The sequence below is a fragment of the Sphingomonas trueperi genome (assembly GCF_040545665.1).
Classification (GTDB): Bacteria; Pseudomonadota; Alphaproteobacteria; order Sphingomonadales; family Sphingomonadaceae; genus Sphingomonas; species Sphingomonas trueperi_B.
In genome coordinates this window covers 54,008-80,239 of sequence record NZ_JBEPMH010000011.1, presented here as the reverse complement: position 1 = coordinate 80,239, position 26,232 = coordinate 54,008, and the positions used below count along the sequence as shown (strand labels likewise).

At 62.9% G+C, this 26,232-nt stretch carries 26 protein-coding genes, 2 pseudogenes and 1 other annotated feature; of the genes and pseudogenes, 16 read left to right on the top strand and 12 right to left on the bottom strand.

From position 1 onward, the window contains the following. The first annotated feature begins 607 nt into the window (after positions 1-607). A complete protein-coding gene (locus ABIC65_RS22270; RefSeq protein WP_354311705.1) occupies positions 608-1,726 on the top strand; it encodes a serine hydrolase domain-containing protein in 1,119 nt (372 codons plus the stop codon). A gap of 518 nt (positions 1,727-2,244) precedes the next feature. Here the strand turns inward: ABIC65_RS22270 and ABIC65_RS22265 are convergent. The 3 genes and pseudogenes from ABIC65_RS22265 to ABIC65_RS22255 all read right to left on the bottom strand — a co-directional run. After that, a pseudogene (locus ABIC65_RS22265) lies at positions 2,245-2,577 on the bottom strand (aldo/keto reductase); the annotation flags it as partial. A gap of 31 nt (positions 2,578-2,608) precedes the next feature. Next, entirely contained in the window at positions 2,609-2,923 is a 315-nt protein-coding gene (locus tag ABIC65_RS22260; RefSeq protein WP_354311704.1) for an aldo/keto reductase, read from the bottom strand. Continuing rightward, on the bottom strand, positions 2,920-3,795 hold the full coding sequence (locus ABIC65_RS22255; protein WP_354311703.1) for an NmrA family NAD(P)-binding protein: 876 nt from the start codon (positions 3,793-3,795) through the stop codon (positions 2,920-2,922). The genes ABIC65_RS22260 and ABIC65_RS22255 overlap by 4 nt, the downstream gene beginning before the upstream one ends. 135 nt (positions 3,796-3,930) lie before the next feature. Here ABIC65_RS22255 and ABIC65_RS22250 point away from each other — a divergent pair, with 135 nt between their 5' ends. After that, the gene (locus tag ABIC65_RS22250) at positions 3,931-4,839 is read left to right on the top strand and encodes a LysR family transcriptional regulator (RefSeq protein ID WP_354311702.1); all 909 of its coding nucleotides are present in this window, start codon (positions 3,931-3,933) and stop codon (positions 4,837-4,839) included. A 369-nt stretch (positions 4,840-5,208) separates the two neighbouring features. Here ABIC65_RS22250 and ABIC65_RS22245 read toward each other — a convergent pair whose 3' ends face one another. Continuing rightward, positions 5,209-6,144: a LysR family transcriptional regulator gene (locus ABIC65_RS22245; RefSeq protein ID WP_354311701.1), complete on the bottom strand. Its 936-nt coding sequence runs from the start codon at positions 6,142-6,144 to the stop codon at positions 5,209-5,211. 111 nt (positions 6,145-6,255) lie between these two features. Between ABIC65_RS22245 and ABIC65_RS22240 the strand changes: the two genes are divergently transcribed. After that, entirely contained in the window at positions 6,256-7,008 is a 753-nt protein-coding gene (locus ABIC65_RS22240; RefSeq protein WP_354311700.1) for an SDR family NAD(P)-dependent oxidoreductase, read from the top strand. A gap of 102 nt (positions 7,009-7,110) precedes the next feature. Next, a complete protein-coding gene (locus ABIC65_RS22235) occupies positions 7,111-8,424 on the top strand; it encodes a threonine ammonia-lyase (protein ID WP_354311699.1) in 1,314 nt (437 codons plus the stop codon). Positions 8,425-9,230: 806 nt separating this feature from the next. Here the strand turns inward: ABIC65_RS22235 and ABIC65_RS22230 are convergent. Further along, on the bottom strand, positions 9,231-9,599 hold the full coding sequence (locus tag ABIC65_RS22230) for a response regulator (protein WP_354311697.1): 369 nt from the start codon (positions 9,597-9,599) through the stop codon (positions 9,231-9,233). Between the two features lie 375 nt (positions 9,600-9,974). Between ABIC65_RS22230 and ABIC65_RS22350 the strand changes: the two genes are divergently transcribed. Beyond that, positions 9,975-10,271, top strand: a complete 297-nt coding sequence (locus tag ABIC65_RS22350; RefSeq protein WP_436286763.1) for a DUF6894 family protein — start codon at positions 9,975-9,977, stop codon at positions 10,269-10,271. On the opposite strand, the gene ABIC65_RS22225 is transcribed toward ABIC65_RS22350, so the two are convergent. Continuing rightward, positions 10,228-10,587: a DUF3768 domain-containing protein gene (locus ABIC65_RS22225; protein WP_354311696.1), complete on the bottom strand. Its 360-nt coding sequence runs from the start codon at positions 10,585-10,587 to the stop codon at positions 10,228-10,230. The genes ABIC65_RS22350 and ABIC65_RS22225 overlap by 44 nt on opposite strands. Before the next feature lie 240 nt (positions 10,588-10,827). Between ABIC65_RS22225 and ABIC65_RS22220 the strand changes: the two genes are divergently transcribed. Then, positions 10,828-11,205 carry a response regulator gene (locus ABIC65_RS22220; RefSeq protein ID WP_354311695.1) on the top strand — a complete coding sequence of 126 codons (378 nt, stop codon included), beginning with the start codon at positions 10,828-10,830 and terminating at the stop codon, positions 11,203-11,205. Between the two features lie 40 nt (positions 11,206-11,245). Here ABIC65_RS22220 and ABIC65_RS22215 read toward each other — a convergent pair whose 3' ends face one another. Then, entirely contained in the window at positions 11,246-11,527 is a 282-nt protein-coding gene (locus tag ABIC65_RS22215) for a hypothetical protein (protein ID WP_354311694.1), read from the bottom strand. Between the two features lie 208 nt (positions 11,528-11,735). On the opposite strand from ABIC65_RS22215, the gene ABIC65_RS22210 reads away from it, so the two are divergent. Both ABIC65_RS22210 and ABIC65_RS22205 read left to right on the top strand, forming a co-directional pair. Then, a complete protein-coding gene (locus ABIC65_RS22210) occupies positions 11,736-13,598 on the top strand; it encodes a methyl-accepting chemotaxis protein (protein WP_436286762.1) in 1,863 nt (620 codons plus the stop codon). Between the two features lie 144 nt (positions 13,599-13,742). Further along, the gene (locus ABIC65_RS22205; protein WP_354311691.1) at positions 13,743-13,997 is read left to right on the top strand and encodes a hypothetical protein; all 255 of its coding nucleotides are present in this window, start codon (positions 13,743-13,745) and stop codon (positions 13,995-13,997) included. 949 nt (positions 13,998-14,946) lie between these two features. Here ABIC65_RS22205 and ABIC65_RS22200 read toward each other — a convergent pair. Next, positions 14,947-15,651 carry a DUF6118 family protein gene (locus tag ABIC65_RS22200; RefSeq protein WP_354311690.1) on the bottom strand — a complete coding sequence of 235 codons (705 nt, stop codon included), beginning with the start codon at positions 15,649-15,651 and terminating at the stop codon, positions 14,947-14,949. A gap of 2 nt (positions 15,652-15,653) precedes the next feature. Then, on the bottom strand, positions 15,654-18,677 hold the full coding sequence (gene traA, locus ABIC65_RS22195; protein ID WP_354311689.1) for a Ti-type conjugative transfer relaxase TraA: 3,024 nt from the start codon (positions 18,675-18,677) through the stop codon (positions 15,654-15,656). 171 nt (positions 18,678-18,848) lie between these two features. Between traA and traD the strand changes: the two genes are divergently transcribed. The 3 genes from traD to ABIC65_RS22180 all read left to right on the top strand — a co-directional run bounded on the left by traD (position 18,849) and on the right by ABIC65_RS22180 (position 20,011). Then, positions 18,849-19,172 (top strand): conjugal transfer protein TraD, encoded by a 324-nt coding sequence (gene traD / locus ABIC65_RS22190; RefSeq protein WP_354311688.1) that lies wholly within the window; start codon positions 18,849-18,851, stop codon positions 19,170-19,172. 16 nt (positions 19,173-19,188) lie between these two features. Beyond that, positions 19,189-19,401: a conjugal transfer protein TraD gene (locus ABIC65_RS22185; RefSeq protein WP_354311687.1), complete on the top strand. Its 213-nt coding sequence runs from the start codon at positions 19,189-19,191 to the stop codon at positions 19,399-19,401. Positions 19,402-19,501: 100 nt separating this feature from the next. Then, on the top strand, positions 19,502-20,011 hold the full coding sequence (locus ABIC65_RS22180; RefSeq protein WP_354311686.1) for a MucR family transcriptional regulator: 510 nt from the start codon (positions 19,502-19,504) through the stop codon (positions 20,009-20,011). 42 nt (positions 20,012-20,053) lie between these two features. On the opposite strand, the gene ABIC65_RS22175 is transcribed toward ABIC65_RS22180, so the two are convergent. The 3 genes from ABIC65_RS22175 to ABIC65_RS22165 form a co-directional block, all read right to left on the bottom strand. After that, complete coding sequence (locus tag ABIC65_RS22175; RefSeq protein ID WP_354311684.1) at positions 20,054-20,977, bottom strand: nucleotidyltransferase; 924 nt, start codon at positions 20,975-20,977, stop codon at positions 20,054-20,056. Positions 20,978-21,054: 77 nt separating this feature from the next. Further along, complete coding sequence (locus tag ABIC65_RS22170; RefSeq protein ID WP_354311683.1) at positions 21,055-21,258, bottom strand: sigma factor-like helix-turn-helix DNA-binding protein; 204 nt, start codon at positions 21,256-21,258, stop codon at positions 21,055-21,057. Next, entirely contained in the window at positions 21,255-22,163 is a 909-nt protein-coding gene (locus tag ABIC65_RS22165; protein ID WP_354311682.1) for an ArdC family protein, read from the bottom strand. The genes ABIC65_RS22170 and ABIC65_RS22165 overlap by 4 nt, the downstream gene beginning before the upstream one ends. A gap of 771 nt (positions 22,164-22,934) precedes the next feature. Here ABIC65_RS22165 and ABIC65_RS22160 point away from each other — a divergent pair. The 5 genes and pseudogenes from ABIC65_RS22160 (at position 22,935) to ABIC65_RS22140 (ending at position 25,624) form a co-directional block, all read left to right on the top strand. Beyond that, positions 22,935-23,144, top strand: coding sequence for a helix-turn-helix transcriptional regulator (locus tag ABIC65_RS22160; RefSeq protein ID WP_354311709.1), 210 nt, complete (start codon positions 22,935-22,937; stop codon positions 23,142-23,144). A 140-nt stretch (positions 23,145-23,284) separates the two neighbouring features. Continuing rightward, positions 23,285-24,109 (top strand): annotated as a pseudogene (locus tag ABIC65_RS22155) (integrase core domain-containing protein). Further along, positions 23,569-23,685 (top strand) — a sequence feature (AL1L pseudoknot). Its footprint overlaps the pseudogene before it by 117 nt. A gap of 274 nt (positions 24,110-24,383) precedes the next feature. After that, positions 24,384-24,644, top strand: coding sequence for a hypothetical protein (locus ABIC65_RS22150; RefSeq protein WP_354311681.1), 261 nt, complete (start codon positions 24,384-24,386; stop codon positions 24,642-24,644). A 456-nt stretch (positions 24,645-25,100) separates the two neighbouring features. After that, positions 25,101-25,340: a hypothetical protein gene (locus ABIC65_RS22145; RefSeq protein WP_354311680.1), complete on the top strand. Its 240-nt coding sequence runs from the start codon at positions 25,101-25,103 to the stop codon at positions 25,338-25,340. After that, positions 25,337-25,624: a hypothetical protein gene (locus ABIC65_RS22140; protein WP_354311679.1), complete on the top strand. Its 288-nt coding sequence runs from the start codon at positions 25,337-25,339 to the stop codon at positions 25,622-25,624. Before ABIC65_RS22145 ends, ABIC65_RS22140 begins: the two co-directional genes overlap by 4 nt. The last annotated feature ends 608 nt before the right edge of the window (positions 25,625-26,232 follow it).

The window sequence follows — 26,232 nt, the reverse complement described above, 5'->3', positions numbered from 1 at the left end:
CTCATCGCTGTCGCCAGACAACTTCTCGTCATCCTCAACGCCATGATCCGTAAAAGGCAGCCTATCGCGCTCGAGTGACCATCACAGTTGCCCCCCGGCAGCTCCCGACCAACTCGAGCCGCTCCCATTGGCGGCCGGGAGCAACTGCTGCGGTCGAAAGCGGCCATCGGCCGCCCTAATCGCTCCAACGGCTGCGGCGCCCTGAGATCGTGATCGCGTTCTGGGTGCTCCCGCCCAGAAAACGACGTCCGCCTCGTGTAGTGCGAACGTCGGGGTTCGACAAACAGCGCTCGGTCAGGAGACGGTTCCATTGGCAGTGTCGGCAAAAGCATCGGGTCAGCCCAGCTCTCGGCCTTCCGAAAAGTCGATGCTTGGGCTCGATGATAATCCGGCAATGCAAGTCTTCCATGGCGCCGTTAAAGCCGCTCCAGCTGCGGGATCGTAGCCTGCAGCCGATCATCAGGGAAGTTCGGCCGAGGCTGCCTCTGGCGGGAACTAACGAGGTTCATCAACCTCTGTACGGGGCGCTCGATATCTGGTGAAGATTGTCCGCCGCTGGCTTCAACCAGCCTTTGGGGAGAACTTTGTGCGACTAGCTTCCAGTCTCGTGGCCGGTGTCCTGGCCGGGCTCTTTGCGGCTCCCGCTTACGCTGGCCAGGACTACGGGAAGCTCGATGCTGAGATCGACCGCCTGATGGCTGCGGGCAAGATCCAAGGCGTAGGCGTGGCGGTGATCGACAACGGGAAGGTCGCCCATGTTGTCGCCAAGGGCGAGCGCAACGCCAAGGGCGAACCTCTGCAGATCGACACGATCATGTATGCGGCCTCGCTCTCGAAGGCGGTGTTCAGCTACTACGTCATGATGCTGGTTGACGAAGGCAAATTGAACCTCGACAAGCCGATCTCGGCCTACCTACCCCAGCGCTTGCCGGAGTATAAGTCGTACGCCGATCTGGCCGATGACCCGCGCTGGCAGGCGATCACGCCGCGCATGCTAATGACCCATTCGGCAGGCTTCCCGAACTTCCGCTGGCTGAACCCGGACGAGAAGCTGGACATCAAGCTGACGCCCGGGACACGCTACGCTTATTCCGGCGAAGGCATTAACCTGATGCAGTTTGTGATCGAGCAAGGGCTTGGCCTGAAGGTCGGCGAGGAGATGAGGCGCCGCCTGTTCCAGCCCTTGGGGATGACCCGATCTAGCATGATTTGGCGCGACGACTTTGCGGGCAACCTTGCGGACGGCCAGCATGAGGACGGCAAGTGGGAGCCGCACGACGAACGCTCCAGCGTCAAGGCGGCCGGCTCGCTAGACACCACCATTGCGGATATGGCCAAGTTAGCCGCGGCCATGGCCTCAGGCTGGGGCCTGTCACCCAAGGCAAAGGCCGAGTGGCTCAAGCCTAGTTTGCGGATCGTCGGCGCTCATGAGTTCCCGCCGTTCGGGTCGGGGGAGAACCCGGATAACGCCAGGGTCGGTTTGGCGGCCGGCATCGGTGTCGTCACCTTCCAGGGCGCGCAGGGTCGCGCTTTCATGAAGGGCGGCCACAACGAGATCACCGACAACATCCTCGTCTGCGTTGAGAAGGCCCGGCGCTGCGTCGTGATTCTGACCAACAACGAGGTCGGCCAGCGGATCTTCCCGCCGCTGGTCCAGGCGGCCATCGGCGAGACAGGCATGCCGTGGGCTTGGGAATATACTCGTGTGCTGCCGATCGCCCGATGAAACCGTGCGCGCCTGGGCTAGCGCCGTTAGATTTCTCGCGATCGCCGAGCATGACAGGTGAATTCATGAGAGCAAGGAGTAATTCGGCAATAGCCGTCGCTAGACTTGGCGTGGTCCGGTGGGCACGCACCGCGCCCCCTGTCGAAAATCACGTGATCTTCGTCACTTCTCGTTGGCAACGCTTTTGAGGCCTCCTTACAGGCGCCGTTCCTGATCAACGTGCGACCCTCCCGCATTAATGAACTGTATTACAACGTGAATTGTAGCGTTTGCCGTGAGGGCAAATTGATTGCGGCAGCGACTGCTTCTCCATCGCAAGCACCATTCTAGCTGACCGGCAGGTTTCGACCAAGTTCGGACGGATTGCGGCAGGCTCGCCAGCGGCCGCTTCGGACGAAAGCCGTCTTGCGTGCCAACGTGCGTATCATCCAGCCATCGGCTTATCCCAGCGGGGCGCGAAGGGTGGGTTCACCAGCCGCTGTCGCTTGGGCAAAGATGCGATCACTTGGCGATCCTCGTCATCGAGAGCTAGCGAGATGGCATCGAGGTTGACGCGCTGGCTTTATGATACACCCGGCTTTGGGGATGGCGACAACGCCTTCCTGGCCGAGCAGCCACGCAAGCGCGACCTGTGCCGCAGACGGGTTATGTTTCGCACCGATCCGGGCGAGGTCCTCGCTTTCCGCCGCCTGACCCTGGGCAAGCGGGCAATAGGCGATCAGCGCGATCGCCTTCGACCGCAGATAGCCGAGCATCGGCGTCTGATCGAGGTAGAGGTGATACTCGACCTGGTTGCACGCGATTGGCGCGCCGATCTCGTCGATCGCGTAATTCAGCATCGACAGCGTGAAATTGGCAACCGACCGCGCGGGTTCTCCCCGCCTACCTTGATCGCATCAGCGCGGCCAGTGTCGCCGCCATATCCATGTCCGTCGCGGGCCAATGGACCAGATACAGATCGACATGGTCCAGCCAGACCTTGGTGGTGACGTGCAGATCGCTTCGCGCGATGCCCGATGCGGCGATGGCAGCGCCGACGACCTCCTCGTTGCCGTACATCTCAGCGGTATCGATATGGCGGTAGCCGAGCGCCAGCGCGCTTTCGACCGCTTCTTGGCAGGCCGCGCCCTGCATGCGGAATGTCCCCAGGCCAAGCCTTGGCAGCGAAATGCCTTGCGCTTCGAGCGGCGCGATCATTTCGCGAATCCTTCGCGCGCCACCAATTCGGCGATGACGGTATCGGCGTCGATACTGCCCTTGCGGAGCGCCGCGCTGTCGTCGGCGAAATCAATCCAGCCTTCGTTGAAGCCATCGAGCATCCGGATACGGAGATAGGGATTAGTCGCACCTTGCCCGCGGAACATCGCCTCCCAGCTGTCGCGGGGCACGATTTCGGCCCGAACCGGTCGTCCGAGCGCCTTGGCAAAAGCGGCGGCGAGATCATTGGGCGAGACACGCCGTGGACCTTCCAGTTCGACTATCCTGTCGCCGATCCAATCCTCCTGGATAAGCTTCGCTGCCAGCGCTCCGATATCTTTGGTCGCGACCATCGCGATCGGCTTGTCGAGGGGCATCAGGAAGCTGTGGATGACACCCTGGTCGCGCGCGGACGCCACATCCCAGAGCGCGTTCTCGATGAACCAGCCGGCCCGCAGGAATGTGACCGGTATCGGCAGAGCGCTCAGGGCCTGCTCGATCAACGTCCGTTGGGTCAGCAGATTGTCCTGCGCGGCATCCGCACCGATTGTCGACAGGCAAAGTATCCTTCCCGGGCGGGCCGCGACCAGGGCCGCAACGATTGCATCGATCGTCTCGCGCGCCTGAGTGTAGCCAGGCACGGGATCGAACTCGGACGGCGGCAGGATGAAAACCGCATCGGCCCCCGCGAAGGCCTTGGTGAGCGCCGCCGCGTCGTTCATGTCCGCAAGAGCAACATCGCAGCCCCGTGCCGCCCACAACGCCCCTTTGCCCGCATCGCGGACGACGGCGCGTACGGGCAGGCTCTCGTCCAGCAACGCACTGCCCAGCGCGCCGCCCACCTGACCGGTGATTCCGGTGATTGCGTACATGATGATTTCCTCGTGTATCGTCTGGTGCAGCCACGCCGGACCGCTTCGGCGATGGCTTACGCTTTTGTTGGCGATGCTCTGCGCGCATAATTATCATCTCTACAGTGACATCGAATCACCATCGAGACAGCAGCTATGAGCTTCGATACGCGAATATTGACGGGTGTCGGCGTGCTGGCCGCGGTCGCGGAAACAGGAAATTTCGCGCGGGCTGCAGACGTACTCGGCCTAACACCGTCGGGTGTCAGTCGCGCCATCGCGCGGCTCGAGGTGCGCATCGGCATCCGACTTTTCGATCGTTCGCCGCGGGCCGTTACACTTACCGACGAAGGGCGGCGGTTCCACGCCCAGATCATGCCGCTGCTCGCATCGTTAGAGGAGGCCGCGACCGACGCCGCCGGCTCTGCCGCCTCGGTGAGCGGCAAATTGCGGATCAATGTCGATCCCTGGTTCGCGCGGATGGTGCTTGCCCAACGACTGCCGGCTTTTCTCGCCCGCTATCCACTGGTGTCGATCGATCTGCTTGTCAGCAACCACCGCGAGGACATGATGGCGGGTGCCGATGTCGCGGTTCGGTTCGGGCCGGCCGACGGCGGATCGCTCATCGTGCGCAAGCTGCTCGACACACGCGTGCTGACTTGCGCCGCGCCAGCCTATCTCGATCGATACGGCACGCCGCAGAGTCCGCATGATCTACTGCACCATGAAGCCCTTCTGTTCCGGGACCCGCAGACCGGCCGGCCGTTCGAATGGGAGTTCTCAAAGGATGGTCAGACCATCGACGTCGATGTCCGCGGTCGGTTGACAACCGACGACCCGTCGACCGCTATCGAGGCCTGTGCTGCAGGACATGGCATATTCCAAAGCCTGGCGCTCGGCCTCGATACCTGGCTGCGACGCGGTGAGCTCGTGCAAATCCTGACCGAATGGTCGGCTGAGCGATACCCGCTCTACGCCTATCTTCCCTCTCGACGCCTTCCACCGGCAAAGGTGCGCGTATTTCTTGACTTCATCGTCGAGACCGTAGTCGCATCTGGGTCCTAACAATCCTCACCGGCTTTATGAGGCCTTTCTGACGAGCTCTTTGCCTGAAATCGATGCGTCTGACTTAGCTGAAAGCCGACAATTTTGAAACTGATTGGCAATGGTCAGTAGATTCCATCGCCATCTCATCAGGGCCATCGGCGGCTCCCGACCAGATTAGGCCGTTCCTCTATCATGCTTTGAACGACAGTTTGCGCTAGAATCCGTCGCTCAATTGGCTCGCACCTGTCTCGCAGCAAGGATCCGTTTTAGCGGCGTTTCAGGCTCTTTCCCGCTTGCTTGAAGCAGGCGTTCGCTCAGCCTTGGAAGTAGGGTTGATGCCAGCCGCCGAAAGGCTCCCAGCAAAAGGCTAATCGGTCCGACTGCCGCCTAACTTGCCGCTTCCGCTCTCATGGGGGCCGCGGCCTCGGCGCTGATGGCGGGCGGAAATGAATTGGCTAGATGGTCGATCAATGCTCGGACCGCCGGTGGCAGGCCCCGACGCGTCGTGAAAACGAGATGGATGATGCCGATCTGGCCGTGCCAGGCCGGCAGAACGCGGACCAGCCGGCCGTCATTCAGCGCAGCGCGACATACTCGATCGGGCAGTAGCGCCACGCCGTGCCCTACGATCGCTGCGACGAGAAGCTGATCCATGTCAGCGCAGCCCAAGCGGGGCTCGATGCGCACCGTCTGCTGCTGACCATCGTCTGTCGAGAGATCCCAGTCCACGACGTCATGCGCGTCATTGGTCGACAATGTCTGCACGGTCGCGAGCTGCTCAACGGAAACGACTTCGCTCGCGAAGTGGGGGCTGGCGACGAGGATGCGGATCGATCGGCCCAGCGATCGAACCGTCAGTTCGGCGTCGGTGGTTAGCTCGGTCCTGACGCGCAGTGCTAGATCGATCCGTTCCTCGATGAGATCGACGCCGCGATCGGTGACGAGCAACTGCAGCCGGACTTTTGGGTAGCGCGCAAGAAACGTCGTCATCAGGTCGGATACCGGCGCGATCATGCCGGTCGGGCAACTGAACCGAATGAGGCCGTGTGGTTCGGTCTGCGCTTGCATGACGAGCGCTTCGGCCTGATCGGCTTCGGCAAGCATTGCGCGACAACGCTCATAAAAGGCCTGCCCGACATCCGTCACTGGAAATCGCCGGCTGGATCGCTCGATCAGCCGTAGCCCCAGCCTCTGCTCCAGTCCAGCGACGCGTCGGCTGAGCTTGGACTTTGGCTCCCGTAACGCGCGCCCGGCCGCCGCAAAGCCACGGTGGCTCACCACCTCAGCAAAGTAAGCAAGATCATTCAGGTCCGTGCGCATCATCGTTCCTCTGACAGAACGCTACGTGCCGAATTCGATAGCTACAAGCAACATCGTTCCGACTGCATCTCATGCCGGCAGCGGCGCGGTGCCGCACAAGACTGGAGGCATAGAATGACGGATCGGTTCAAAAACAAGGTAGTCGTCGTGACCGGTGGGACCAGCGGGATCGGTCTCGCGACCGCCAAGGCGTTCGTGGCGGAGGGCGCCGCGGTGTTCATCACCGGCCGACGTCAGGATGTGCTCGACGCCGCGGTCAACGAGATTGGCGGTCGGATCACCGGCGTGCGTGCGGACATGTCCCTACTCGTCGACATCGATAGGCTTTACGACGCCGTCCAGCAGCAGCATGCGCAGATTGACGTCCTGTTCGCCAACGCCGGCGGGGGCGACATGTTGCCGCTAGGGGCCATCACCGAAGAGCATTATCAGCGGACGTTCGACACCAATGTGAAGGGGACGATCTTCACCGTACAGAAGGCGCTGCCGTTGCTGAAGGACGGTGCGGCGATCGTCCTCACCAGTTCCAACGCCGGCTCCTCTGGCACGCCCGCGTTCAGCGTCTACGGCGCGAGCAAGGCTGCCGTACGCAACCTGGCGCGGAGCTGGATCCTCGATCTGAAGGACCGCCACATCCGCGTGAACGTCCTCAGCCCCGGGCCCACCGAGACGATCGGCCTGACTGACGTGTTCGGCGGCGGCGAGCAGGCTCAGGGCATCAAGGACTATCTGGCCACCCAGATCCCGGTCGGCCGCGTCGGCCGGCCCGAGGAGATCGCCAAGGCGGCGTTGTTCCTGGCGTCCGACGATGCCAGTTTCATCAACGGGGCGGAACTGTTCGTCGATGGTGGCATCACCCAGATTTGATCCGCGTGGGGCCGGCCGCTCTTAGGTGGGTGGTCGGTCTCCAGCGTGGCTGCTTGGACGCCAGAGCGTCGTTGCTACTATCGCCAGCCGCATATCGCAGGAGTGATCGCCAATCTCGGTGATCGTAGCTGGTGGCCGCTTGCAAAAACGGCTGGTGAGCTTTCCAAGCAGTCGCAGATCGCTATGGGGTCGGCCAAGAGCTGGAGGATACGAATCGGGATGATCGAGTATCAAGACGTAACCGAAGCCGCGAAGCGCATCGGAGACGTGATTGTGCGGACTCCGACAATCTACAGCGACGCCATCAGCCGCCGGGTTGGCGCGGATGTTTGGCTGAAACTCGATACACTTCAGGCGACAGGCGCATTCAAGGAACGCGGCGCGGCCAATCGTTTGGCGACCCTGACCTTGGCGGAGCGTGCCCAAGGCGCCGTGGCGATGTCCGCCGGGAACCACGCTCAAGCGGTCGCGCGGCACGCCTCGTTGCTCGGTATTCGTGCGGTGATCGTGATGCCGGCATTCACACCCGCGACCAAGGTGACCCGCACGGCACGTTGGGGCGCTGAGGTCGTTCTCCACGGCGAAAGCCTGACGGAAGCAGCCGCACATGCCCGTGAACTGGCCGAGCGAGACAAGCTGATCTTCGTTCATCCCTATGACGATGATGCGGTGATAGCCGGACAGGGGACGGCCGCGCTCGAACTGATCGACGACGCACCGGAGCTCGATACCTTGATCGTGCCCGTTGGCGGCGGCGGGCTGGCAGCCGGGTGCGCGATCGCCGCTTCAGGTGCGGAACGACCGATCGCCACCTTCGGTGTCGAAGTCGAAAGCTATGCGGCGATGGCGCAGGAGCTTGAGGGCGCTCCGGTCCAGGTAGGTGGCGCCACGATCGCCGAGGGCATCGCCGTGCGCGAGGTCGGCCGCAAGCCGCTTGAAATCCTGCGCCGCCATGGCTGTCCGGTTCTTACAGTCTCCGAACGTGCCATTGAGGATGCCGTCGCCTTGCTCGCGGAGGAGGCCAAGATCGTTGCTGAAGGAGCGGGTGCTGCAGGCATCGCGGCGTTGCTCGAGCATCCCACGCAGTTTCGAGGACGTCGTATCGGCGTGCCGATCTGCGGCGCCAACATCGACAACCGCGCGCTCGCAAACATCCTGCAGCGGGTGATGCTGCGCGACGGACGCATGATGCGACTCGTGTTCGACATCCCCGATCGCCCCGGGATCCTCGGCGAGATTTCCAGCCGGATCGGTGCGGCGGGCGCCAACATCATCGAGGTGGCGCATCATCGTCTTTTCACCTCTCCGAGCGTCCAGGCGGCACGATTGGAGGTCATGTTCGAAGCGCGCGACGCGGCGCACAGCGAAAGCGTCGTCGTGGCCCTGCAGCAGCACTATGCCGTCTCCAGGCTGTAGCGCCGCCGCCGGCGCGTTCGCTGGCGGCATGCCTTGCGCGCCGTCGCGTGGCGAGCGATCCGACCTCGTGTCGCTGTTGACGGCGCGGCCACGCTCGCGCTCGACGTCGCGGTTGAGAATATTCACAATGCGTGCAACTTCGCTCCTTGCGCGGCCAACAATTGGCCGATTTGTTTGGAGCCGAGGAGTCCCTCGTTTTGACCGTCAAGGAGCTCTCTACAAAGGGGAAGAGCGCTACGGCACGCCAGCGCGGCGCTTCTTGTTGGTCACTCGACTGAGAATTCTGAGCCTTTCGATCAGAAGACCGTCTTCCGCTATCGCCGGCCAAAGCTGTCAGACCCCTAGCCGGCTAGTCGAAGCCGCTGAGCGAAGACGATCCAGCGAACGCTGAACGTCGGCTAACGGCAAGACCTGACGTCTAGCCCGGGAATTGCAAATGGCGGCTTTGTCCCAGGCCTCGTCATTCCAAGCTTCGCGGGCGGAGATGAACAAACGGCGGGTTTCGGGTTCCACAAATGCGACGCTGAACGACGTGGATTGGGCGCGAGCTGCCGGTCCGCTTTCTCTCCCGAAGCTCCCATCGACACCCTACCCGATAGCACGAGCATCAGCGGCTGAGGCGGTGTGACCGGGCCCGCTGCGTGCGCAGCGGGTCCGGGGACAGGAGCCGGGATGTTGGGGCATCAGCGGGGGCAGCGCTGCGCTATGAGGAGGGCTCCACGCAGCCCCCGCTGCCACGAGCGGGTTGTGCCATTTCTATCTTGCGGCGGAATGTGCCTTTTCTAACTGGCGGCAACACACCGAAACTATCCGATCAGGTTCTGTCGCACCGCGCTCGATAGCTGTCCAGGACGGTACGGTTTGGCAAGAAAGATCGCGCCTGTCGCATCCCCACGCAGCACGGATCCATCATCGCCCGATGAGATTACGATGTGCATCAGGGGATCAGCCGCACGGAGTTGTGCCGCAAGCTGCAGGCCATCGATCGGGCCCGGCATGTGGAGGTCGGTCAGAAGCACGTCGATGTCATGCCGGGAGGCGAGATCGAGCGCTTCCGCTGTGTCCGAGGCCTGCAGCACCCGGAAGCCTTCGTCTTCCAATACTGAAGACGCCATCGAGCGAATGTAGTCCTCGTCGTCCACGATGAGGATGGTAGAAAAGAACTGCTGTCCCATGATCTCTCCCTATCATGCACAAATGGGAATGGAACGTGATCGTTCCAGAACCTAGGTTGCTTGACGCACGTTAACCACACGTCGGCTAACCTGAGATCGGGACCGGAGCTAACGCTTAGTTCCGAAACGATCTCGTCTTTGTACTTAATTGCGAAGCGGAGGGCATTGGACGATAGCTGCCTGACCGGGACCAGTCTTCAAGGACATGCCGGGTCGCGCTGGCGCCGGAGTCCTCCACTCCGTGCGACACAAGGAAGAGCCCGCCCCCTCCCCCCGGTTGGGCAGGCTCTTCTGGTGTCTCAGCCGAGGGCTGGAGGGCCACGCTGGTTGTGTTTGCGGGGCTCTGCGAAATCGGCCGCAAAGTGGATTTCGGCTATGCAGCGCTACTTTTTCCACCTTCATGACCGCAATGGCCTCCTCGCGGACCCCGAGGGCATTGAACGGAAAGACGCTGACGCCGCTCGATGCGCGGCAATCGAGTTTGTCCGTTCGATCCTCGCCGAAGACGTGACCCAAGGCTTTGTCGACCTCAACGGTCGGATCGAGGTCGCTACAGCCGGCGGCGAAATCGTCGACGTGCTTGCCTTTGCAGAATGCGTGCTTTTCGTTCCGGAGGGACGATCGCTCGCTAATAGTCGCTGCTCAGCATCACCGTCACGACGCGAACGGTAGCCGATCCGTCACTCGGATCCTGGGCGCCGTACTCCATCGATGGCTCAAAATAGCCGATCTTGAAGCAGACCCGGTGCCCGTCGAAATCGAAAGCGCCGAAGTCCCGCTCCGGGCCGTCGTTGGGCCCGAATGCATATTGCCGAATCTGCTTCATCAACCGCGCGGTCGCCAGGATCCCATGAACCGCTCCGTCCTCGCTAAGCGTCGCCCGAAGGTTTTGGGTCATCATGTGCCGCGCTGTGCGATCCAGACCAAGACGGCAGCGGTCGTTCAGTTCTGCGATGCGCTCGGCGCGCGAGCTGGCTTGCGTGTTCATGGCGCCCTCCCGGCTCACGCGGCGGGTCCCACACCGGATCGGCATACTCCTCCGGCCACTCGTGGAAGCCGCAAGGATAAGCGACGATCGAATAGGGTGCCCACAACTTGGGGTGCAGGTTGGTCAAGCGAGCGACATAGACCGCCATGGCTCTCAGCTTCCTTCTTTAAGGGTTTGATATGGATCAATTCTCCGGAACAAGACGCTGAATCCGACGCTTAAGACTTCGGAGAAGTCGATGTGACGAAGAGCCCTGAAGGTCGCACGGTCCTAGTCGTTGAAGACGAGACCTTTGTCCGAATGATCGCTGCCGATATGCTCGAGGAGGGCGGTTTTCGCGTCGTCGAGGCGGGCGATGCTAGCGAGGCGCTGGAGCTCCTCGAGCGGCATCAGGTCGCTGTCGTGTTCACGGACATCAACATGCCAGGCTTGATCGACGGCTTGCAGCTCGCCGGCATCGTTGCGGAGCGCTACCCGCACGTGAAGGTAATCATCACCTCTGGCAGACAGTGGCTAGGGTCAGATGCCCTTCCGAGCGACTGTGTCTTCCTGCCAAAGCCGTACCGCTCCGCTGAACTCTCGGAGTTGGTCGAGCGGCAGGCGAGCGGATCGAAGTAGCTGTCAACCGAGGAGCGTTTCCGCCTCTTCGAGCACGGGATCATCCAGCTGAAGCTCGTGAACGAGCCGCCGTGCGAACGGTCGGGATCCAGGAGCGCGTGGACGCTCGCGAAGTGGTTGCGGCCGCCCATGAAGTCGCCCGCCCCCGGCACGTGCGATACAGCACTTCGCGATCAAGGCCGCAGAGGCCAAGGCTGAGCTGCACATAGCACTTGTCGGTGTGCAGGATGATCTCGCCGGAGACTGCAGGACCGCCGCGCTGCGATCGAACCTCGAAGTCTCCGGCGCTCAGCTTCACCGTCTGAATCGCGGTCTTGGTCATGGTCGATTTTCCTTCTGGATGTCCGGCCTTTTCCGGACACCCATCCCCCCTCCCCCTCCTCTCAAGCCAACGGCCTCGGTGGCTTAACAAGTATTATGAGCAGACTAAGTAGATTCACGCGCACCGACTGCACTCTGGACCGTCTAAAATGATCTGGAGATTACATCGCCATCGGTGCGTCAGCACTTGTGTGCTCGGAGAGGATGCAATGAGTAGCTTTGCCAACTTGAAGATCCAGATTAAGATCCTTCTGTTGCTGGCCGCGCTTGGCCTGGTGACGCTGGGTGTAGCCTGGTACGGCGGTAAGGTGCTGATGGACGCCGACGGGAGCTACAGCGAGCTTGTCGGCGAGACCCTCCCGGACACCGTGAAGCTTGCACGCGCTAATCGCACGGCGACCGAGATGGTTTATGCCGGCTACAAGGCGATGGCATATGATGGTTCCTCTGCAACCGCCCGTGCTGCTGCAGACGACGAAAAAGCTGCATACGAGAAGACAACCACGCTCATTAGCGACGTCATCAAGGCGGAACCGGCGAAAGCCGTCCAGCTGGCCGAGTTCCGCGATCTCGCAGACAAGCTTCACGAGCAGGTTGGAAAAGCGATCGCCGCGGGCTTGCGGAATGATGATGAAGGCGCTCGGCAAGCACTCGTCCTTGCGGACGGCACGGTTGCGACATTTGCGAAAACGATGGCTCAGCTGAACGATGGTCGCATCAAAGCAGCGAGCGACACATCCGATGCCCTCACTGCCAGCTCCTCAGGGCTTCGATTGAAGCTGCTGATCTCTGCAGTCGTTGCCCTCGCTGGCACGATGCTCTTGGGTGCTTTTCTCTCGAAGGCGCAGATCGCTAATCCTCTTGCACGGCTTCAGGATGCGATGCGTGCGCTCTCCTCGGGCAACAACGGCGTCGACGTGCCAGGCTCGGATCGCCGCGACGAAGTGGGCGGGATGGCGAAATCGGTTCTCGTCTTTAAAGAGGCAGCGATCGAGCAGTCGGCCGCTGCCAAGCTGAAGGAGCAGAACGACGCTGCGCAGAAGCTGGTGGTGGATACGCTTCAGGACCGCCTCACCCGCCTCGCAGGCGGCGATCTGACCGCCACCATCGACGCTCACTTCTCGCCCGAGTACGACGCCTTGAAGCAGAACTTCAACGCCGCCGTTGACGCCTTGCGTGACCTGATCGCGGCGGTGATGGACAGTGCGGAGACGATCTCTACCGGCTCGGCCGAGATCGCACAGGCGAGCGAAGACCTGGCGCGCCGCACGGAAGGTGCCGCCGCCAGCCTCGAAGAGACCTCGGCAGCCGTCACCGAGATGAACTCGCGCATCAAGGCGACTGCGGCCTCGGCGACGCAGACCGTCACGCGTGCTACCGCGGCCATTCAGGTCGTGGGCTCGGGTCGCAGCGTGGCCGATGAAGCGATGCAGGCAATGAGCCGCGTTTCCGAGAGCGCCAAGGGCATCGACACCGTCATTGAGGGCCTCGACAAGATCGCCTTCCAGACCCGCGTTCTTGCAATGAACGCAGCGGTTGAGGCAGGTCGTGCCGGCGAAGCGGGTCGCGGCTTTGCGGTGGTGGCGGATCTCGTCTCCGCACTCGCGATGCGTGCCGAGGAAGAAGCGGGCCGCGCACGTGATCAGCTGACCGCGACGCAAACCGACATCAACGCCGCCGTTGATATGGTGCGCCGCGTGGATGGCGCACTCGGCGATATCGTCTCGGACGTGAACCAGGTTCACGGCCTCCTCGAGACGATGGCCACGGACAATCAGGCGCAAGCGACGACGGTCACTCAGGTTTCGACGGCTGTGAACAGCATCGACCAGATGACGCAGCAGAACGCTGCCATGGTCGAGCAAACCTCCGCCGCAGCCCGCAACCTCAACTCTGAAGTGTCTTCGCTGAGGGAGCGCGCATCGCGGTTCCAGACCGGTAGCGGCGGCAATCAGCAGATGGCACGATCGTCGCGAACCACTGCAAGCGCGACGGCTTCGATGATGCCCAAGGCTCCGGTAGCGTCGGTGCGCTCGGTCGCGCTTGGAGCGGAGGATTGGGCGAGCTTCTAAGCTGCCTGATCCCGGCCCTGCCCCTGCGTACGAACCCCCTTGCAGGGGCAGGATTGCCGGAAGACCGATCGCGCACGAACAATTAACACGAACAATTAAGGTGCGTTCATTACGCTTCAACCAGAGCTTCGATCGGTTAGACAGATGGCGATTAGCAGGACGGACGTACTCACCAACATCGCCGCTCGCATCAAAGAGCTGAACGATCTCGCAGACCTCATTCCAGATCCTGGATTTAACGCCGACATCTACCGTATATCCGGCTTGCTACGGGCCGTTCTCGTGCTGATCAGCGACTTGCCGAACTCTTTTGATGAGACCTCTCCCTGGTGGGTCGAGTGGGCCGCGAAGCAAAAGCTGCTCGGCGGCGAAGCTGATCCATTAAATCCGGAGCCTTAAAGCGCTGTAGTTCTGCCGCGGAGGAGTTCAGCGTTGCTGCTTGGGCCAGACCGACGCTGCGGGTGTTTTTAGCACATCAAAGGAACACCGCAGGCCATCTGCCGCATAGTCGACCGCGCCTGCGCGAAGCACGCGGTTGAGCAGCTTCGTACCAAAGCCCGATTGGCTTGGTGCGTGCACGAGTGGGCCGCCACGGGACGAGCCCGTTCTCCCGCTACGGTCTGACCGGTAACTGCGTCGACCGCGCTCTTAAACTCGCGTGAAAGATCATATTGTTGAATGATGCGTAGCCCGACGGCGTAGGGCCCTGCCGGTTGCGATATGACCGTTTGGGCGCTCGCCGTGGTGCCGCTTACTGCCAGAAGCAGCGTACCGAGGCGCATGGCCAACTTCTCACCCACTACAGATTCCCCCCTAGCCACCTGAACGAACTAGCGGTCCTTCTAACACGAGCGTCGGGATCGCAATGGCTCGCGTACAGCGGCGCTGGCCGAATTGCCTGGTTACGATCCAATATCCGAATGTCTGCTTCCCACCCCCTTCCGGTCGTTGCGAGCGGCGGGCTGTCTGAAAGCGGTGGTCACCCCCGCGCTCGGGTGGATGTACGACAAACAGGTGTTTTTCGGCTACCCGCTGGGGAGCTTATAGGAATCCGCGGCTCCTGCGCCGACCACCGGGTATAGGCGGGAGCTGCCTGTTCGCTTTCTTCGCCGAAGCGGCCGCCTACGCGATACCCGATAGCACGAGCATCAGCGGTTGAGGCGGTGTGACCGGGCCCACTGCGTGCGCCGCGGTCCAGGGGCAGGAGTCGGAAGTGTGGGGCATTAGCGGGGGCAGCGCTGCGCTGTGTGGAAGGCTCCACGCAGCCCCCGCTGCCAACGGCGTTTGTGCCATTTCTATCTGGCTGCGCAATGTGCCGTTTCTAACTGGCGGCAATGAAGGGAAATCTTCAATCAAGTCTAGCGTTGGAAATAGCGATTGAGGACTTCACCGTGCCACTGAGCTGCTCCGCGCGTTTCCGGCACCCTTCAAGAACGTCAGCATTATCCTTCGAAAGCCGCGCCGCTTCGGTCAGTGCACCCGCCTTTTGCGGGTCGGCAACCTGCATGAGCCGCACGCCCGCGTCCCAAGGTGTCCGCCTGAGCAATGCTGCAGCCCGTTCCTCTGGCCAATGCCAGCTCTCGGGCGCGAACTGGGCGACTAGCGTTGGGACGACGGTGCCGAAAGTGAAGCCTATCACTAGTGCCACAGCGGCGGCCCCCGCGATCCACAGCCGCTGGGTCTCCGCGGAATGGGCCGACGCGACCATCACCTTCAATTCCTGGACTGTGCTGGCAAGGGTCTGGCTAGCACCGATCCAGGCTCGATGATCGTCCGCGCGCGCCTGCGTGCCAGCCGCCTCGACCTGCCTGGCGACATCCTGCGGCGTCAGCGTCATCGCTGGGCGCTTGGCAAGGACATCGATCGCGCCGCACACCTTCTCGTAACTGTCGCGGATCTTCTCCAGGTCAGGCCCATAGTCACGCGCATGCAGTTCCTGCTGCCGTGCGGCGAAGCCGTCGACGGCGGCAGTCAGCCCCGCAAGCTTGCGCGACATGTCGTTGAACGCCTGGACGGTCTGGTCCGCTTCTACGGGAGGTTCGTGGATATCCATGGCTACATTCCAATTCCAAGGCCCCGATCGCGATCGATCGAGAAGGTGAGCTGGCGGATGACCGAACGCGTGCGAGCATCATCTCCAAGCGCGCGGCTGACACCACCATCACGGCTGCCCGGTGTCCATTCAGGCGACCACTGCCGCCCGAACAGCTGACTGCCTCTGCGGCTGAGCGCGGCGCCTAGCGCCGGGTCTTTCTCCAGCCTCTTCGCCATCGAGCGCATGGCATTCTCGACACCGGCGCGCTTCTCTTCATTCTCCCACCCGCTCAGCTTGCCCCGTCGAGCCTGAAGCTGCTGCCAGGCCTGGACAAACCGGTCCGCGCGCAACTCGGGATTGGTACGCACCTCGGCTTCGACCTGCATCTGGCGAATGGCATTGGCGGTGCGGCCATTGGCCGCTTCGTTGACCAGACCCGGCGTTCGCTCGAACGCAGTGTTGAGATCGTGCGCTCCGCGGGGTTGCAGCGCGTTGACCGCCTCGGCGGTGCGCGCAAGCGCCGCCTTTTGCACTTCGAGCGGAGCACGGCCCTGGCCGGTCATGCGGCCAGCCTCCTGCACGGCACGCGCATAGCCTTCGACCGCCCGCTCCAGCTTCTGGGTTGCGGATGCCTTGGGCACAGCCGCCGGCACCGATAGTTTGAGCCCGTCGAAGCGCAGCTTGGTTGGTGCCCGTTCGGGTTCGGGGATGGACAGCCGCAACCCTTCGAACATGCCGCGACGCCGTGCTGGTGCAGGTGCGCTGCGCTCGGATTCGACCAATGGCTGTTTGGCAAGCGTATCGAGGATGCGCGACCGTTCGACACCGCGCCGTGCGGCGAAGCGCTCGGCACCGGCATCGTAATCAAGGGCATTGTCCTTCGGCCGGTCGCGCGACAGGGCGCGGGCCAGTTTGCCCTGGTCGGCGAAGTCGTCACGGCCATAATGAAGGTGCACGGCATCGCGGTGCCGCGACAGCGCGACATAGGCAGCGTGCCGATCAAGCCCCGGCGTCGCCAGCACATGGACCCGATCGACGGTGACACCCTGCGCCTTGTGGACCGTGGCGGCATAGCCATGGGTGATCTCGCCGTAATTCTTGTGGTCGAAGGCGACCTGACGGCCATCGTCGAGCCGCACCTCCATGCGGGCGTGATCGACCTGTTCGATGGTGCCGAGACTGCCATTCTTCACACCCAGGCTGCGTTCGTTGCGCAGGAACATGATCCTGTCGCCAGCCCCGAACAAGCGTTCTCCGCGGGTGGTTTCGACAGCAATATCAGTATCTAATGCCCCACGGCGTTTCATCGCATCCCGGGCCAGCGCATTCAGTTCATCGCATTCTTGGTTGGTGTGGGTCAGAATCATGCGCGACGCTCCCGGATCGGCGATCCGCTCGCGATCCCAGCGCTCTATCAGCGCCGATCGCGCCTCGACTCGTGTCTCCGAGTCGATGACCATGCCGGTTTGCGCATAGGCTTCCAGCCCTTCGGCAGTGCGCCCGGTTGCAAGCTGGCGCGTCGCCAGCCGCTGCCAGTCCTCGCGCTGCCGGCGAATGTCGGTGATCTCGATGGCGCCATGCCGCTCGGCGACCGATCGGAATGCCGCCCCCGCTTCGATTGCCTGCAGCTGCTCAGGATCACCGACCAGCACCACCTTGGCGTGGCGCTTCTCGGCCTCGGCAATCACCCGCTCCATCTGACGGGTGCCTATCATGCCGGCTTCGTCGATCACGAGGATCGACCTGTCGGTCAGCAGTTCCCGCCCCTGCCCCCATTGATGCTCGATGCTGGCGATGGTGCGCGACGCGATGCCCGAACCGCTTTCGAGATTCTCGGCAGCGATGCCCGACAGCGCCAGTCCCTGCACCTGATAGCCGGCGCTCTCCCAAGCTTCACGCGCAACCCCGAGCATCGCCGACTTGCCGGTACCGGCATAGCCGACGACCACGCCCAGATCCTTGCCGCTGGTGAGATGATCGAAGGCGCTACGCTGCTCGCTCGAGAGGATCAGCCCCCGCATTTCGGCACGTGCCAGCGCCAGCTTGGCATGCCGCTCGTCCATCCCGTGCCGACGGCTGGCGTCGAGCTTCACGGTCGCGCGCTCCAGCCGCGCTTCGGTGTCGATCATGTCACGGCTGGTGAAACGCTCTTCGCCGCGTCCATCCTTGCCCAGCTTCACCAGCTCGGGCGACGCGCGCACCGCTGCTATCATCTGGTCGAACTGCTCCTTCCCTTCGCTGTGGCGATGCACGAACATCGCCAGATCGCGGTTGGTGAAGGTCGCCTGGGCGCGGGTGACCGCATCCAGCGCCAGCGCCGGGTTGGCGAGCAGCTTTTCGCCATTGGCGCGCGCGATCTCGTGATGCTCTTCCAGCCGCTCGGACGTGAGACCCTGCTCGGCCATCCGCGCCGCCGCGGGGCCGATCTTGTGCTGCGGCTCCAGCTCGATGCCCTGCGCTTCCAGCGACCGGTGATCGACGCGCGCATCGATATCCAGTTCGGCTAGCCGCGCATTGACGTGGCCGGCCCAGCGCTCGCGCCATGTCTCGAGAAGGTCGGTACGATTCCAGTCGCGGTTCTTCTTGCCGAACCCGTCCGCATCCACCTCGCGCAACGCCAGCATGACATGTGCGTGCGGCTTGGCTTCGCCATCGGCGCCGATATCCCAATGCACATTGAGATCGGCAACCATACCGCGGTTTACGAACTCAGCCTGTACGAACTCCCGCGCCAGCCGAATGCCCTCGACCTGGTTAAGCTCGCGCGGGATCGCGAACTCGATCTCTCGGGCGAGCTGCGCGTCCTTGCGTAGCTCGACCGCCTCGACCGCATTCCACAGTCTCTCCCGATTGGCGAGGTGCTCGGACGCGCCCTCCGGCAGCAGCACTTCGGAATGCACGACGCCGGCCTTGTTCGAGAAGTCGTGATGCCGATCGAGCCGCTGATCGTGCAGCCGCGAGGCAGAGCGATAGGCAGCAGCCGCAAGCGCCGACGATCCGCTGGCGCGGCTGATGATCTTGGCCGAGAAATGGTAGATCGCCATAGCGGCAATCCATTTACACCAAACAAGCGACGTCGGCACGACGTATAAGCGCGCCCTAAAAAGATTTCATCTTTTTCGCGACGTGGTCATCCCAAGATGTTTCACGACATTTGCGCTGATCGATGCAGTTCCTAAATCACCGAACATCATCCAACAACTGCGGAGGGTTCGATGCGGAAACCACGAGACTTTGATACGGAGCTGAAGTCACTCGACAGCAAGGCGAGACAGCTCAAACATGCCAAGCTCCAGCAGCTCGGCGAACTGGTGGTCGCGACTGGTGCCGATGTGCTGCCGATCGAGCAGTTGGCGGGCGCATTGCTCGCCGCTGTCGGCGCGTCGGACATGATCGTGCGGGAGGGCTGGCGCCAGCGTGGCGCGGCCTTCTTTCAACGGCAGGGAAAAGCTCGCGGCGGCGCTCGTCCGCGTGCGGTATCGGCTGCGGCAGCTGACGGCGACACGGCACCGGCTGGAAGCGCAGCGGGCGCGGAATGACACGCGGGAATGGGTGGTGAAGCGCCGCGAGCGAACGCGCCAGCTGATCGAGCTGGGCGGGTTGGTTGCCAAAGCCGGATTGGTCGAACTCACCGACGATGATCGCGCCGTATTGTTCGGTGTGATGATCGACGCTGCCACCACGCTGAAAAGCGAACGACGCGATCAGGCGCTGACGTTATGGCGAAGACGTGGACGTCGCGCGTTCGAGCAGCTGCAGAATGAGTAACCTTGCCGGATCTTCCAACATATTTTAGCAGACGGAGTACGTACGCTCCTATAATCCTGTTGTCGGCACCATGCCGCAAAACAAGGAGCAGGGACGCAGAATGTCTGAGCAGAGCAATACCGATCCCGTTGAACTCGCAAGCGACCTCACCATTGCTTGGTTATCGAACCCGAACAATCGCGCGACGATGGACGATGTCTCCACGTTTCTGCGCAAGATGCATGCAGATGTGATTGAACTTTCAGGTGGTGTCGCGAGCGCCGAAGTAGCCAGCGAAGAACCTGCGTCGGAAGAATTCACGCCCGCCGTTTCGGTCCGCAAATCGCTGGCCTCGAAAGATCACATTATCTCGCTGATCGACGGCAAGCCGTATCGGACGCTGCGCCGACATCTGAGCACGCACGGTCTGACGCCCGAGGAATATCGCGCGCGCTACAATCTGAAGGCCGATTATCCGATGGTGGCGCCGACCTATTCGGAACAGCGCCGCGCGATGGCGCACAAGATTGGTCTGGGTGCCAAGGGCCGCGCCGCGCGCAACGCACCCGCAGAAGCGCCCGCTCCGAAGCCGGCGCGCAAGCCGCGCGCGAAGGCGGCACCAACTGCCTGACTCCAATTGCGCGCCGAGGCTCGGTGCCTCGGCGCGCGACGTTCATGCGGCGGCAGCTTGCTCCAGCGCCGCGATACGTTCTTCGCAGATCACCTGCACCGCCTGCCCCAACACTTCGACGCGTTCGCCCAGCCACGCCAGTTCCTCGGCGCTGATCCGATAATGCTTCGAATAGCGCGCCTTCACATAGGCTTCCTTCAGCTTCTCGAATCGCGAACGATCGATGCGCTGGTCACGCGGCCATGCGTCGACCAGACGCGGGTCGATGCGCTCGGCCTGGGTGCGGAGAAAGCCAAGATTGTGGGTGTGCGGAGTGTAGAACGTGCAGACCAGCAAAACACAGTGGTACAGGCGCTCCGCCGCCTGGTGCAGCGAAAAAGCGGCCTCCTTCGGACGTTGTTTGCCGATGTAAAAATCCGCCCCTTCTTTGAGGGCCACTGCGCTCGGAAACCACTCGACTAAATACTCCCGCGCCATCGCTAGCGCCTGCGGAGGCGTCTTCGGCTTAGGCTGATGCAGTTCAGTGGGTTCGCTCTCGTACAGGGCGATGCCGTCGCGGGCGACGTCCATGAAGAAGTAGCGGCCATGCGCCAGCCCATCGTTCACCTCCTGCAGCGTGTGCACGATAAAATTGACGGGCGTCCGCAGTGTCTTCGTGATCGCCAGCTCGCGGTTGAGCCGGTCCTCGGCGGTCGCCCAAAACTCGACGCGGTCGGTGAGTTTGTCCTTGTTGACGATGACCAGCAGATCGAAGTCCGATTGATAGCCCTTGGCGGTATGCGGCTCGTCGATCCAGCCGCCGCGCGCATAGCTACCGTACAGGACAACCTTCAGGATGCGCGCCTGCTTCTTCCAGTCCGACGTGGCGATAGCGATCGCGTCGCCAAACTCCTCGAACAGGATCTGGACGACACGCTCCAGCTCGCGCTGCTTGGCGGGGGGCAGATGGTCGAGGCTGGTCCTCATGGATAGATCCTAACGCGCTAATGCGTCGGCGTACACCTCGCCCAGCGCCGCCGGGCGAGGTGCCGCCTGGGTCATGGTCATTTGCCCCGTGCAGCGCGGTCGAGCGCGATCAGCACGCGGGCAACGGTTTGCTCCACCTCTTCCACCGTGCAGCCATGCCGCCTGGCCGTTTCTATGTAGTCCAAATCGTCGAACCGCACCGATCCAAAGATTGCCCGGTCCCGCTCCGGGAGCGCATGAAAGGCGCGGCGCATCCGCCGCAGGCGAAGCCAGCGCATCATTGCCCTGCCTCCCCGTCCGACGCGAAGCCGAGCAGGTAATCGGCCGCCTTGCTGGCAGCACTCGCCGCCCGGAAGATCGCCTTCTCGTCCTCGCGCAACACCGCCAGCCAGCTGCCGATATAATCAGCGTGCCGCACCGTCGGCCGGATCGCCAGCGACGCGCAGGTGAACGCGCTGGCCATCTCGGCAACCAGCTCCTCGCGGGCGTAGGCAGCGCTGCCGAATGCGCCGGACTGGTCACGGTCCAGGCGGGAGCCATGCCCGGTCCAGTGCCCCAGCTCGTGCAGCACGGTGCGATACCAGTTGATACGGTCGTAAAATGCCAGCTGCGGCGGCACCGCAACATAGTCGCCGCCGGGGCTGTAATAGGCTTCACCGCCCCCGATCCGGATATCAGCCCCACATGCTTCCATCAGCGCATGTGCGGCGGGCATGCGGTCTGCCTCCGCCACCGGCTCGCCCTGCGCCACCAGTGTCAGCCTCTCGGGCAGCCCCTCGCACTGGTCGACATTGAACACTGTGAACCGCTTCAGAAACGCCAGCTGCCGCGCCTCGCGATCCTCGTCCCGCGCCCGCTCGGCCTCGTCCTTTGGGGTGAAGCGATCCGCATAGCAGATCGTCGTCCCCCGCTCGCCGCGCCGCACGCTTCCGCCCGCCGCCTGCGCTTGCCGAAAGGTCAGCCACCGCTGCGAGCCATACCGCCCCTCGATAACGGCAGCCCAAAGGATCAGCACATTGATCCCGGAATAGCGCCGCCCGGTCACCGCATTGGCTGGCATTGCACAGCCGCACGCCGCAGCATCCCAAGGCTGCACCCAGGGCAGCCGCCCCTGTTCCAGTTCGGCAATCACCCGTCCCGTCACCTCGGCATAGAGGCTCGCCCGGTTCTCGTGTCCAAAACCCATGGTCCCTTCTCCTTCCAAAACACCGCAACCGGCGCCGGAAGGGCGGGGGGAGCGGCAGGAGCGAACCGACAGTCCCGCCGTCAGAGGCAGGCTGCACCGAAGGCCGAAACAACGTGGAGGAGCCGGGCACCGCCCGGCTTGCGGCATGCCGCGGCAGGACTAAAGGCGAGCGACGCTCCCCCCGCCCTTTCCCGCGTGCCGGCGCACCAACGCCGCCGCGCATCCGCGCGGCGACCATCCTGTCAGCGCATTCGCGCTGCCGGGCGCCACCGGCGCGCGGACCAAGAACCGCACCCTTGCAACCCGGGCAGGCCTCGCGGGCGGCGTACGCGCGCCAGCACGTGCGCCAGCCGCCGCCCGTGCCTCCTGCCCGGGCAAGTGTGCCACGCGGGCACCAACAACACGCGCGCCCTGGTGTCGCCGCAGGCGGGCGCCAGCGCGCGCACCGCACCCGCGTTCCGCTGCCGGCACCTGCCGGTCGCCGATCCGCAGGATCGGCTCCACGTCCGCGATCAAAACCCGAAGGGCCGAGACGGCAAGGCCGACTCGGCGTCGCAAAGCGACGTGCGAGCGCAGTCACGCCAAAGACGTGAGACGCCCTGGCACACCCGCATTGAAACTCAGGTGTTGCCTGTTCGCCGACAGGGGCCGGAGTCCCCAAGTGGCCCCATTTGGCCCCAACGAGGCTCTTTTCCCGACTAGCCACCCGGCTCAGACTTCCCCCGAAGCGCTCCACCAATCCCCAAACGATACAAGGTGATAGCAATGCAGATGCAACCCGACCCACCAGATCGCATTCTCCGGATCAAGACCGTGCTCGCACGCACCGGCCTGACCCGCTCCACCCTCTACCGAAAGATGGAAGCCGGCACCTTCCCGAAGAACATCCGGATTAGCACCCGCTGCATGGGCTGGCGGGAATCCGCTATCGCTGAATGGCTTAGCAGCCTCCCATCGGATGAGCCCAACCTACACTCGTGAGGTGTTCTTCTCAGACGCATTCACCGCGACTGCTAATGGGCCGTAAGCGGTCAGGCCGCTTTCAGGCCGAAAAATGCGAAAGCGGACATATGAACCGCGCCGGGTTTGTCGGAGGCCCCAACTCCTGAGAGGAAGGGTCAATGACGAGCAAGACGACGAACAGGTTCTCGCCTAAGGTGCGCGCCCGCGCGGTTCGGATGGTGCTGGAACACGAGAAGGATAACCTGTCGCGGTGGGCGGCGGTAGTATCGATCGCGGCGAAAACCGGCTGTTCCGGGCAGACGCTCAACGAATGGGTGAAGAAAGCCGAGGTGGACAGCGGCATGCGCGGTGGTGTGCCGAGTGACGTCGCGGAGCGGATGAAAGCCTTGGAGCGCGACAATCGCGAACTGCGTCAGGCGAACGAGATCCTTCGCCAGGCGTCCGCCTATTTTGCGATGGCGGATCTCAACCGCCGAGCGAAGTGATGGTGTCGTTCATCGACGCGCACCGCGCGGTGTACGGGGTCGAGCCGATCTGCCGGGTACTGCCGATCGCCCCATCCACCTACCATCCCCATGTTGCCAGAAGGATGGAGCCGACCAGGCGGTCGGCTCGAGCAGGCGCTGCACGATCGTCGTCCTGCGCGAGGTCCTGGCCTTGTCCACCACTCGGACCGCGGCAGCCAGTACGTGTCCATCAAAGGCACCAAACGCCTCGCAGAAGCAGGTATCGAGCCCTCCGTCGGCAGCGTCGGAGACAGCTATGACAATGCCTTGGCCGAGACGATCAACGGCCTGTACAAGGCTGAGGTCATCCATCAACGCGGGCCATGGCGCAGCTTCGAAGCCGTCGAATACGCCACCCTCGAATGGGTCGACTGGTTCAACCATCGCCGGCTCCGCGAGCCCATCGGCTACATCCCGCCTGCCGAAGCTGAAGCGAACTACTATGCTGCCGCTGAGCAGATTGATATGGCGGCGTGACTAACATCCAATGGCCTCCGGCAAACCCGGCGCGGTTCAACGGTCGATGGTGGCTTTCACTTGGATGGGGTCGAGTTTGAATATCGTACCGAGCGTCGTCAGCGGGAGCGACCGCCTTCTGCTTAGCGAGCCGCAAGGCGCCATGTTGTGGCGGCGCGAGCGGTGGGCTTCTCTGTTTGAAGTTCTTGCGCTAACCTGTGGAGCAAGGAGGAGGCGCGATACGACCTTCATCCAGTCGGGCGCGCAGATGCTATGCAACTCGGAGCGATCGAGCATGGGTGGCCTCTTCTGGAGCCTTAAAGCGGAGCTTTCGCGAACCATCATCTTCGACGAGCTGGGCGGCTGGCCCTTCTCGATGGGCGACGATATCGCGAACGGGACCCTCGCGGAGATGTTGGACAGGTATCTCGACTTTCCCGAGGAGGAACGCTCGCGTCTGACGATCACGACCGCCACTGGATTCCGTCTGGAAGGCGAAGAAATTGACTCGCTCGTGGTGCGACGTCTCCGGGAGATGCCCTCGAACGAGGGGTGAGGGGCAGGTGCCCAGGCGGTACCTAGGCCAGTACCATTCCCAGCGCGTCGCAGCTCCGGCCGCCAGCACCGCGCAGGAAAGGTCGCGGCCGTCCGGTAGGCGGCAGCGCGCGACGATGCAGCTGTAGCTGGGCTCAAGCGCCTGGCAGGTCAGCCGGTGGCGGAGGACGAGCGCGGACAGGGTTCGCTGGCTCGCTCGGGCCCGCGCGTCGCTGCAGACGTACTCAGCGCGCCGCTGGCGGCAAGGTTCAGCGGATGCAAAGTCGGGGGCCTGGACGCCGGCAATGCGACCTTCGGCCCCTCGGCGCACCAAATCGGTCCGTCCCCATCATGGGCGCGGGTGACGGTGCAGGAGAACGTTTGCGGCGAACCGAGGCCAACTAGTAAAAGCACGATATCGATCATGATCAGGGGTTAGCCAATTGAGGCTCGATCACCGTCAGCCGGGGTTCGGGCTTTGAGCAGATCGCAGCACAGTGCAGATGAAATCCGCGAGGAGCTGGAGCGGGTTGCCGCCAGCCTGAGCACGCATGATGAGGATCTCGACCTCGATTTCCGGCGACCATTCTTGGCGGGCCCGCACTGGCCCTTCGCGCACGATTGGGACGTTTGCGTTGAGGTTCCCGACGGGCTTGAGGATTTGGCGTTTCGGACAATCGATGACGTCGCCACTCGCTGGAATCTGGAAGAGAAATGAACGGATCCGACGTCCATCGGCTGAGCGCCGGCACCGTCACCTTTCAGATGCCCCTCCACCAGCCGGCCTGGTCGTACGATCACGAGGCCCTCAACCGGTCTGTCGATGTCGAGGTGGAAGTCCGCGCGCTACTGCGATTGAGCAGCGCCTCCTCCGGCAAGTACGTCACGAGGCCTACGCTGGCGGGTAACAGGCAGCTGGTCGAGAAAGTGGCACGGCGCATTATCGATCGAGAAGGCCCGAGTTTCGTTCAGCCTGTCCGGGTGACTGCAAAGGACCTCTGACCCGTTCGCAGTCAGGGCAGCAAGCTGCGTGCCGAGTGAATACGTATGCAACGGCGGAAAGGCAGTGCGCGTGTGTCCCTCCGGTAACTTACGACATTGGCGCCGCGACTATAACGAGAGCCGTCCTCATACATCGCTTGGCTGACTGACGCCGGTCGAATATGCTGCCGTCGCGGCCAAGATCGCCGCCGAATGAACGCCGGATACTCACGCCCAAACTGGATGAGAAACCGGGGGACCCTCATGAACGCCGGATACTCACGCCCAAACTGGATGAGAAACCGGGGGACCCTCATGAACGCCGGATACTCACGTCCAGGATGGATGAGAAACCGGGGGACCCTCACGAAAGCGGACCAAGGGCCGAACGCGCATCCATCCACAACGCTGGCGCAGAAGCAGCTTTAAGAGTGCCACTCCTTCTCAGCAGACCCGTCGGCTTACGCACTCGGAGGTGTGGATCGAGTGCGTCCGAGAAGGAGTGACAGGCGATTTCTTACCCTTGCCGATTTAGAAGGCAACCCGGCTAAGCTGCCTCAATCGCCCGACTTTGAGACGACCTCATCGCACGCCAAATCGGGTCCGCGCCATCAGCTACATGCAAAAGA

Excerpts from the sequence above, each read along its gene's own strand:
- ABIC65_RS22180 (WP_354311686.1), top strand. The coding sequence starts at position 19,502 with ATGTCTGAGCAGAGCAATACCGATCCCGTTGAACTCGCAAGCGACCTC.
- traD (WP_354311688.1), top strand. The coding sequence starts at position 18,849 with ATGCGGAAACCACGAGACTTTGATACGGAGCTGAAGTCACTCGACAGC.
- ABIC65_RS22230 (WP_354311697.1), bottom strand. The coding sequence starts at position 9,599 with ATGGGACAGCAGTTCTTTTCTACCATCCTCATCGTGGACGACGAGGAC.
- ABIC65_RS22240 (WP_354311700.1), top strand. The coding sequence starts at position 6,256 with ATGACGGATCGGTTCAAAAACAAGGTAGTCGTCGTGACCGGTGGGACC.
- ABIC65_RS22210 (WP_436286762.1), top strand. The coding sequence starts at position 11,736 with ATGAGTAGCTTTGCCAACTTGAAGATCCAGATTAAGATCCTTCTGTTG.
- ABIC65_RS22215 (WP_354311694.1), bottom strand. The coding sequence starts at position 11,527 with ATGACCAAGACCGCGATTCAGACGGTGAAGCTGAGCGCCGGAGACTTC.
- traA (WP_354311689.1), bottom strand. The coding sequence starts at position 18,677 with ATGGCGATCTACCATTTCTCGGCCAAGATCATCAGCCGCGCCAGCGGA.
- ABIC65_RS22250 (WP_354311702.1), top strand. The coding sequence starts at position 3,931 with ATGAGCTTCGATACGCGAATATTGACGGGTGTCGGCGTGCTGGCCGCG.
- ABIC65_RS22150 (WP_354311681.1), top strand. The coding sequence starts at position 24,384 with ATGGGTGGCCTCTTCTGGAGCCTTAAAGCGGAGCTTTCGCGAACCATC.
- ABIC65_RS22175 (WP_354311684.1), bottom strand. The coding sequence starts at position 20,977 with ATGAGGACCAGCCTCGACCATCTGCCCCCCGCCAAGCAGCGCGAGCTG.
- ABIC65_RS22245 (WP_354311701.1), bottom strand. The coding sequence starts at position 6,144 with ATGATGCGCACGGACCTGAATGATCTTGCTTACTTTGCTGAGGTGGTG.
- ABIC65_RS22200 (WP_354311690.1), bottom strand. The coding sequence starts at position 15,651 with ATGGATATCCACGAACCTCCCGTAGAAGCGGACCAGACCGTCCAGGCG.
- ABIC65_RS22260 (WP_354311704.1), bottom strand. The coding sequence starts at position 2,923 with ATGATCGCGCCGCTCGAAGCGCAAGGCATTTCGCTGCCAAGGCTTGGC.
- ABIC65_RS22350 (WP_436286763.1), top strand. The coding sequence starts at position 9,975 with ATGCAGCGCTACTTTTTCCACCTTCATGACCGCAATGGCCTCCTCGCG.
- ABIC65_RS22225 (WP_354311696.1), bottom strand. The coding sequence starts at position 10,587 with ATGAACACGCAAGCCAGCTCGCGCGCCGAGCGCATCGCAGAACTGAAC.
- ABIC65_RS22160 (WP_354311709.1), top strand. The coding sequence starts at position 22,935 with ATGCAACCCGACCCACCAGATCGCATTCTCCGGATCAAGACCGTGCTC.
- ABIC65_RS22170 (WP_354311683.1), bottom strand. The coding sequence starts at position 21,258 with ATGATGCGCTGGCTTCGCCTGCGGCGGATGCGCCGCGCCTTTCATGCG.
- ABIC65_RS22165 (WP_354311682.1), bottom strand. The coding sequence starts at position 22,163 with ATGGGTTTTGGACACGAGAACCGGGCGAGCCTCTATGCCGAGGTGACG.
- ABIC65_RS22205 (WP_354311691.1), top strand. The coding sequence starts at position 13,743 with ATGGCGATTAGCAGGACGGACGTACTCACCAACATCGCCGCTCGCATC.
- ABIC65_RS22255 (WP_354311703.1), bottom strand. The coding sequence starts at position 3,795 with ATGTACGCAATCACCGGAATCACCGGTCAGGTGGGCGGCGCGCTGGGC.
- ABIC65_RS22140 (WP_354311679.1), top strand. The coding sequence starts at position 25,337 with ATGAACGGATCCGACGTCCATCGGCTGAGCGCCGGCACCGTCACCTTT.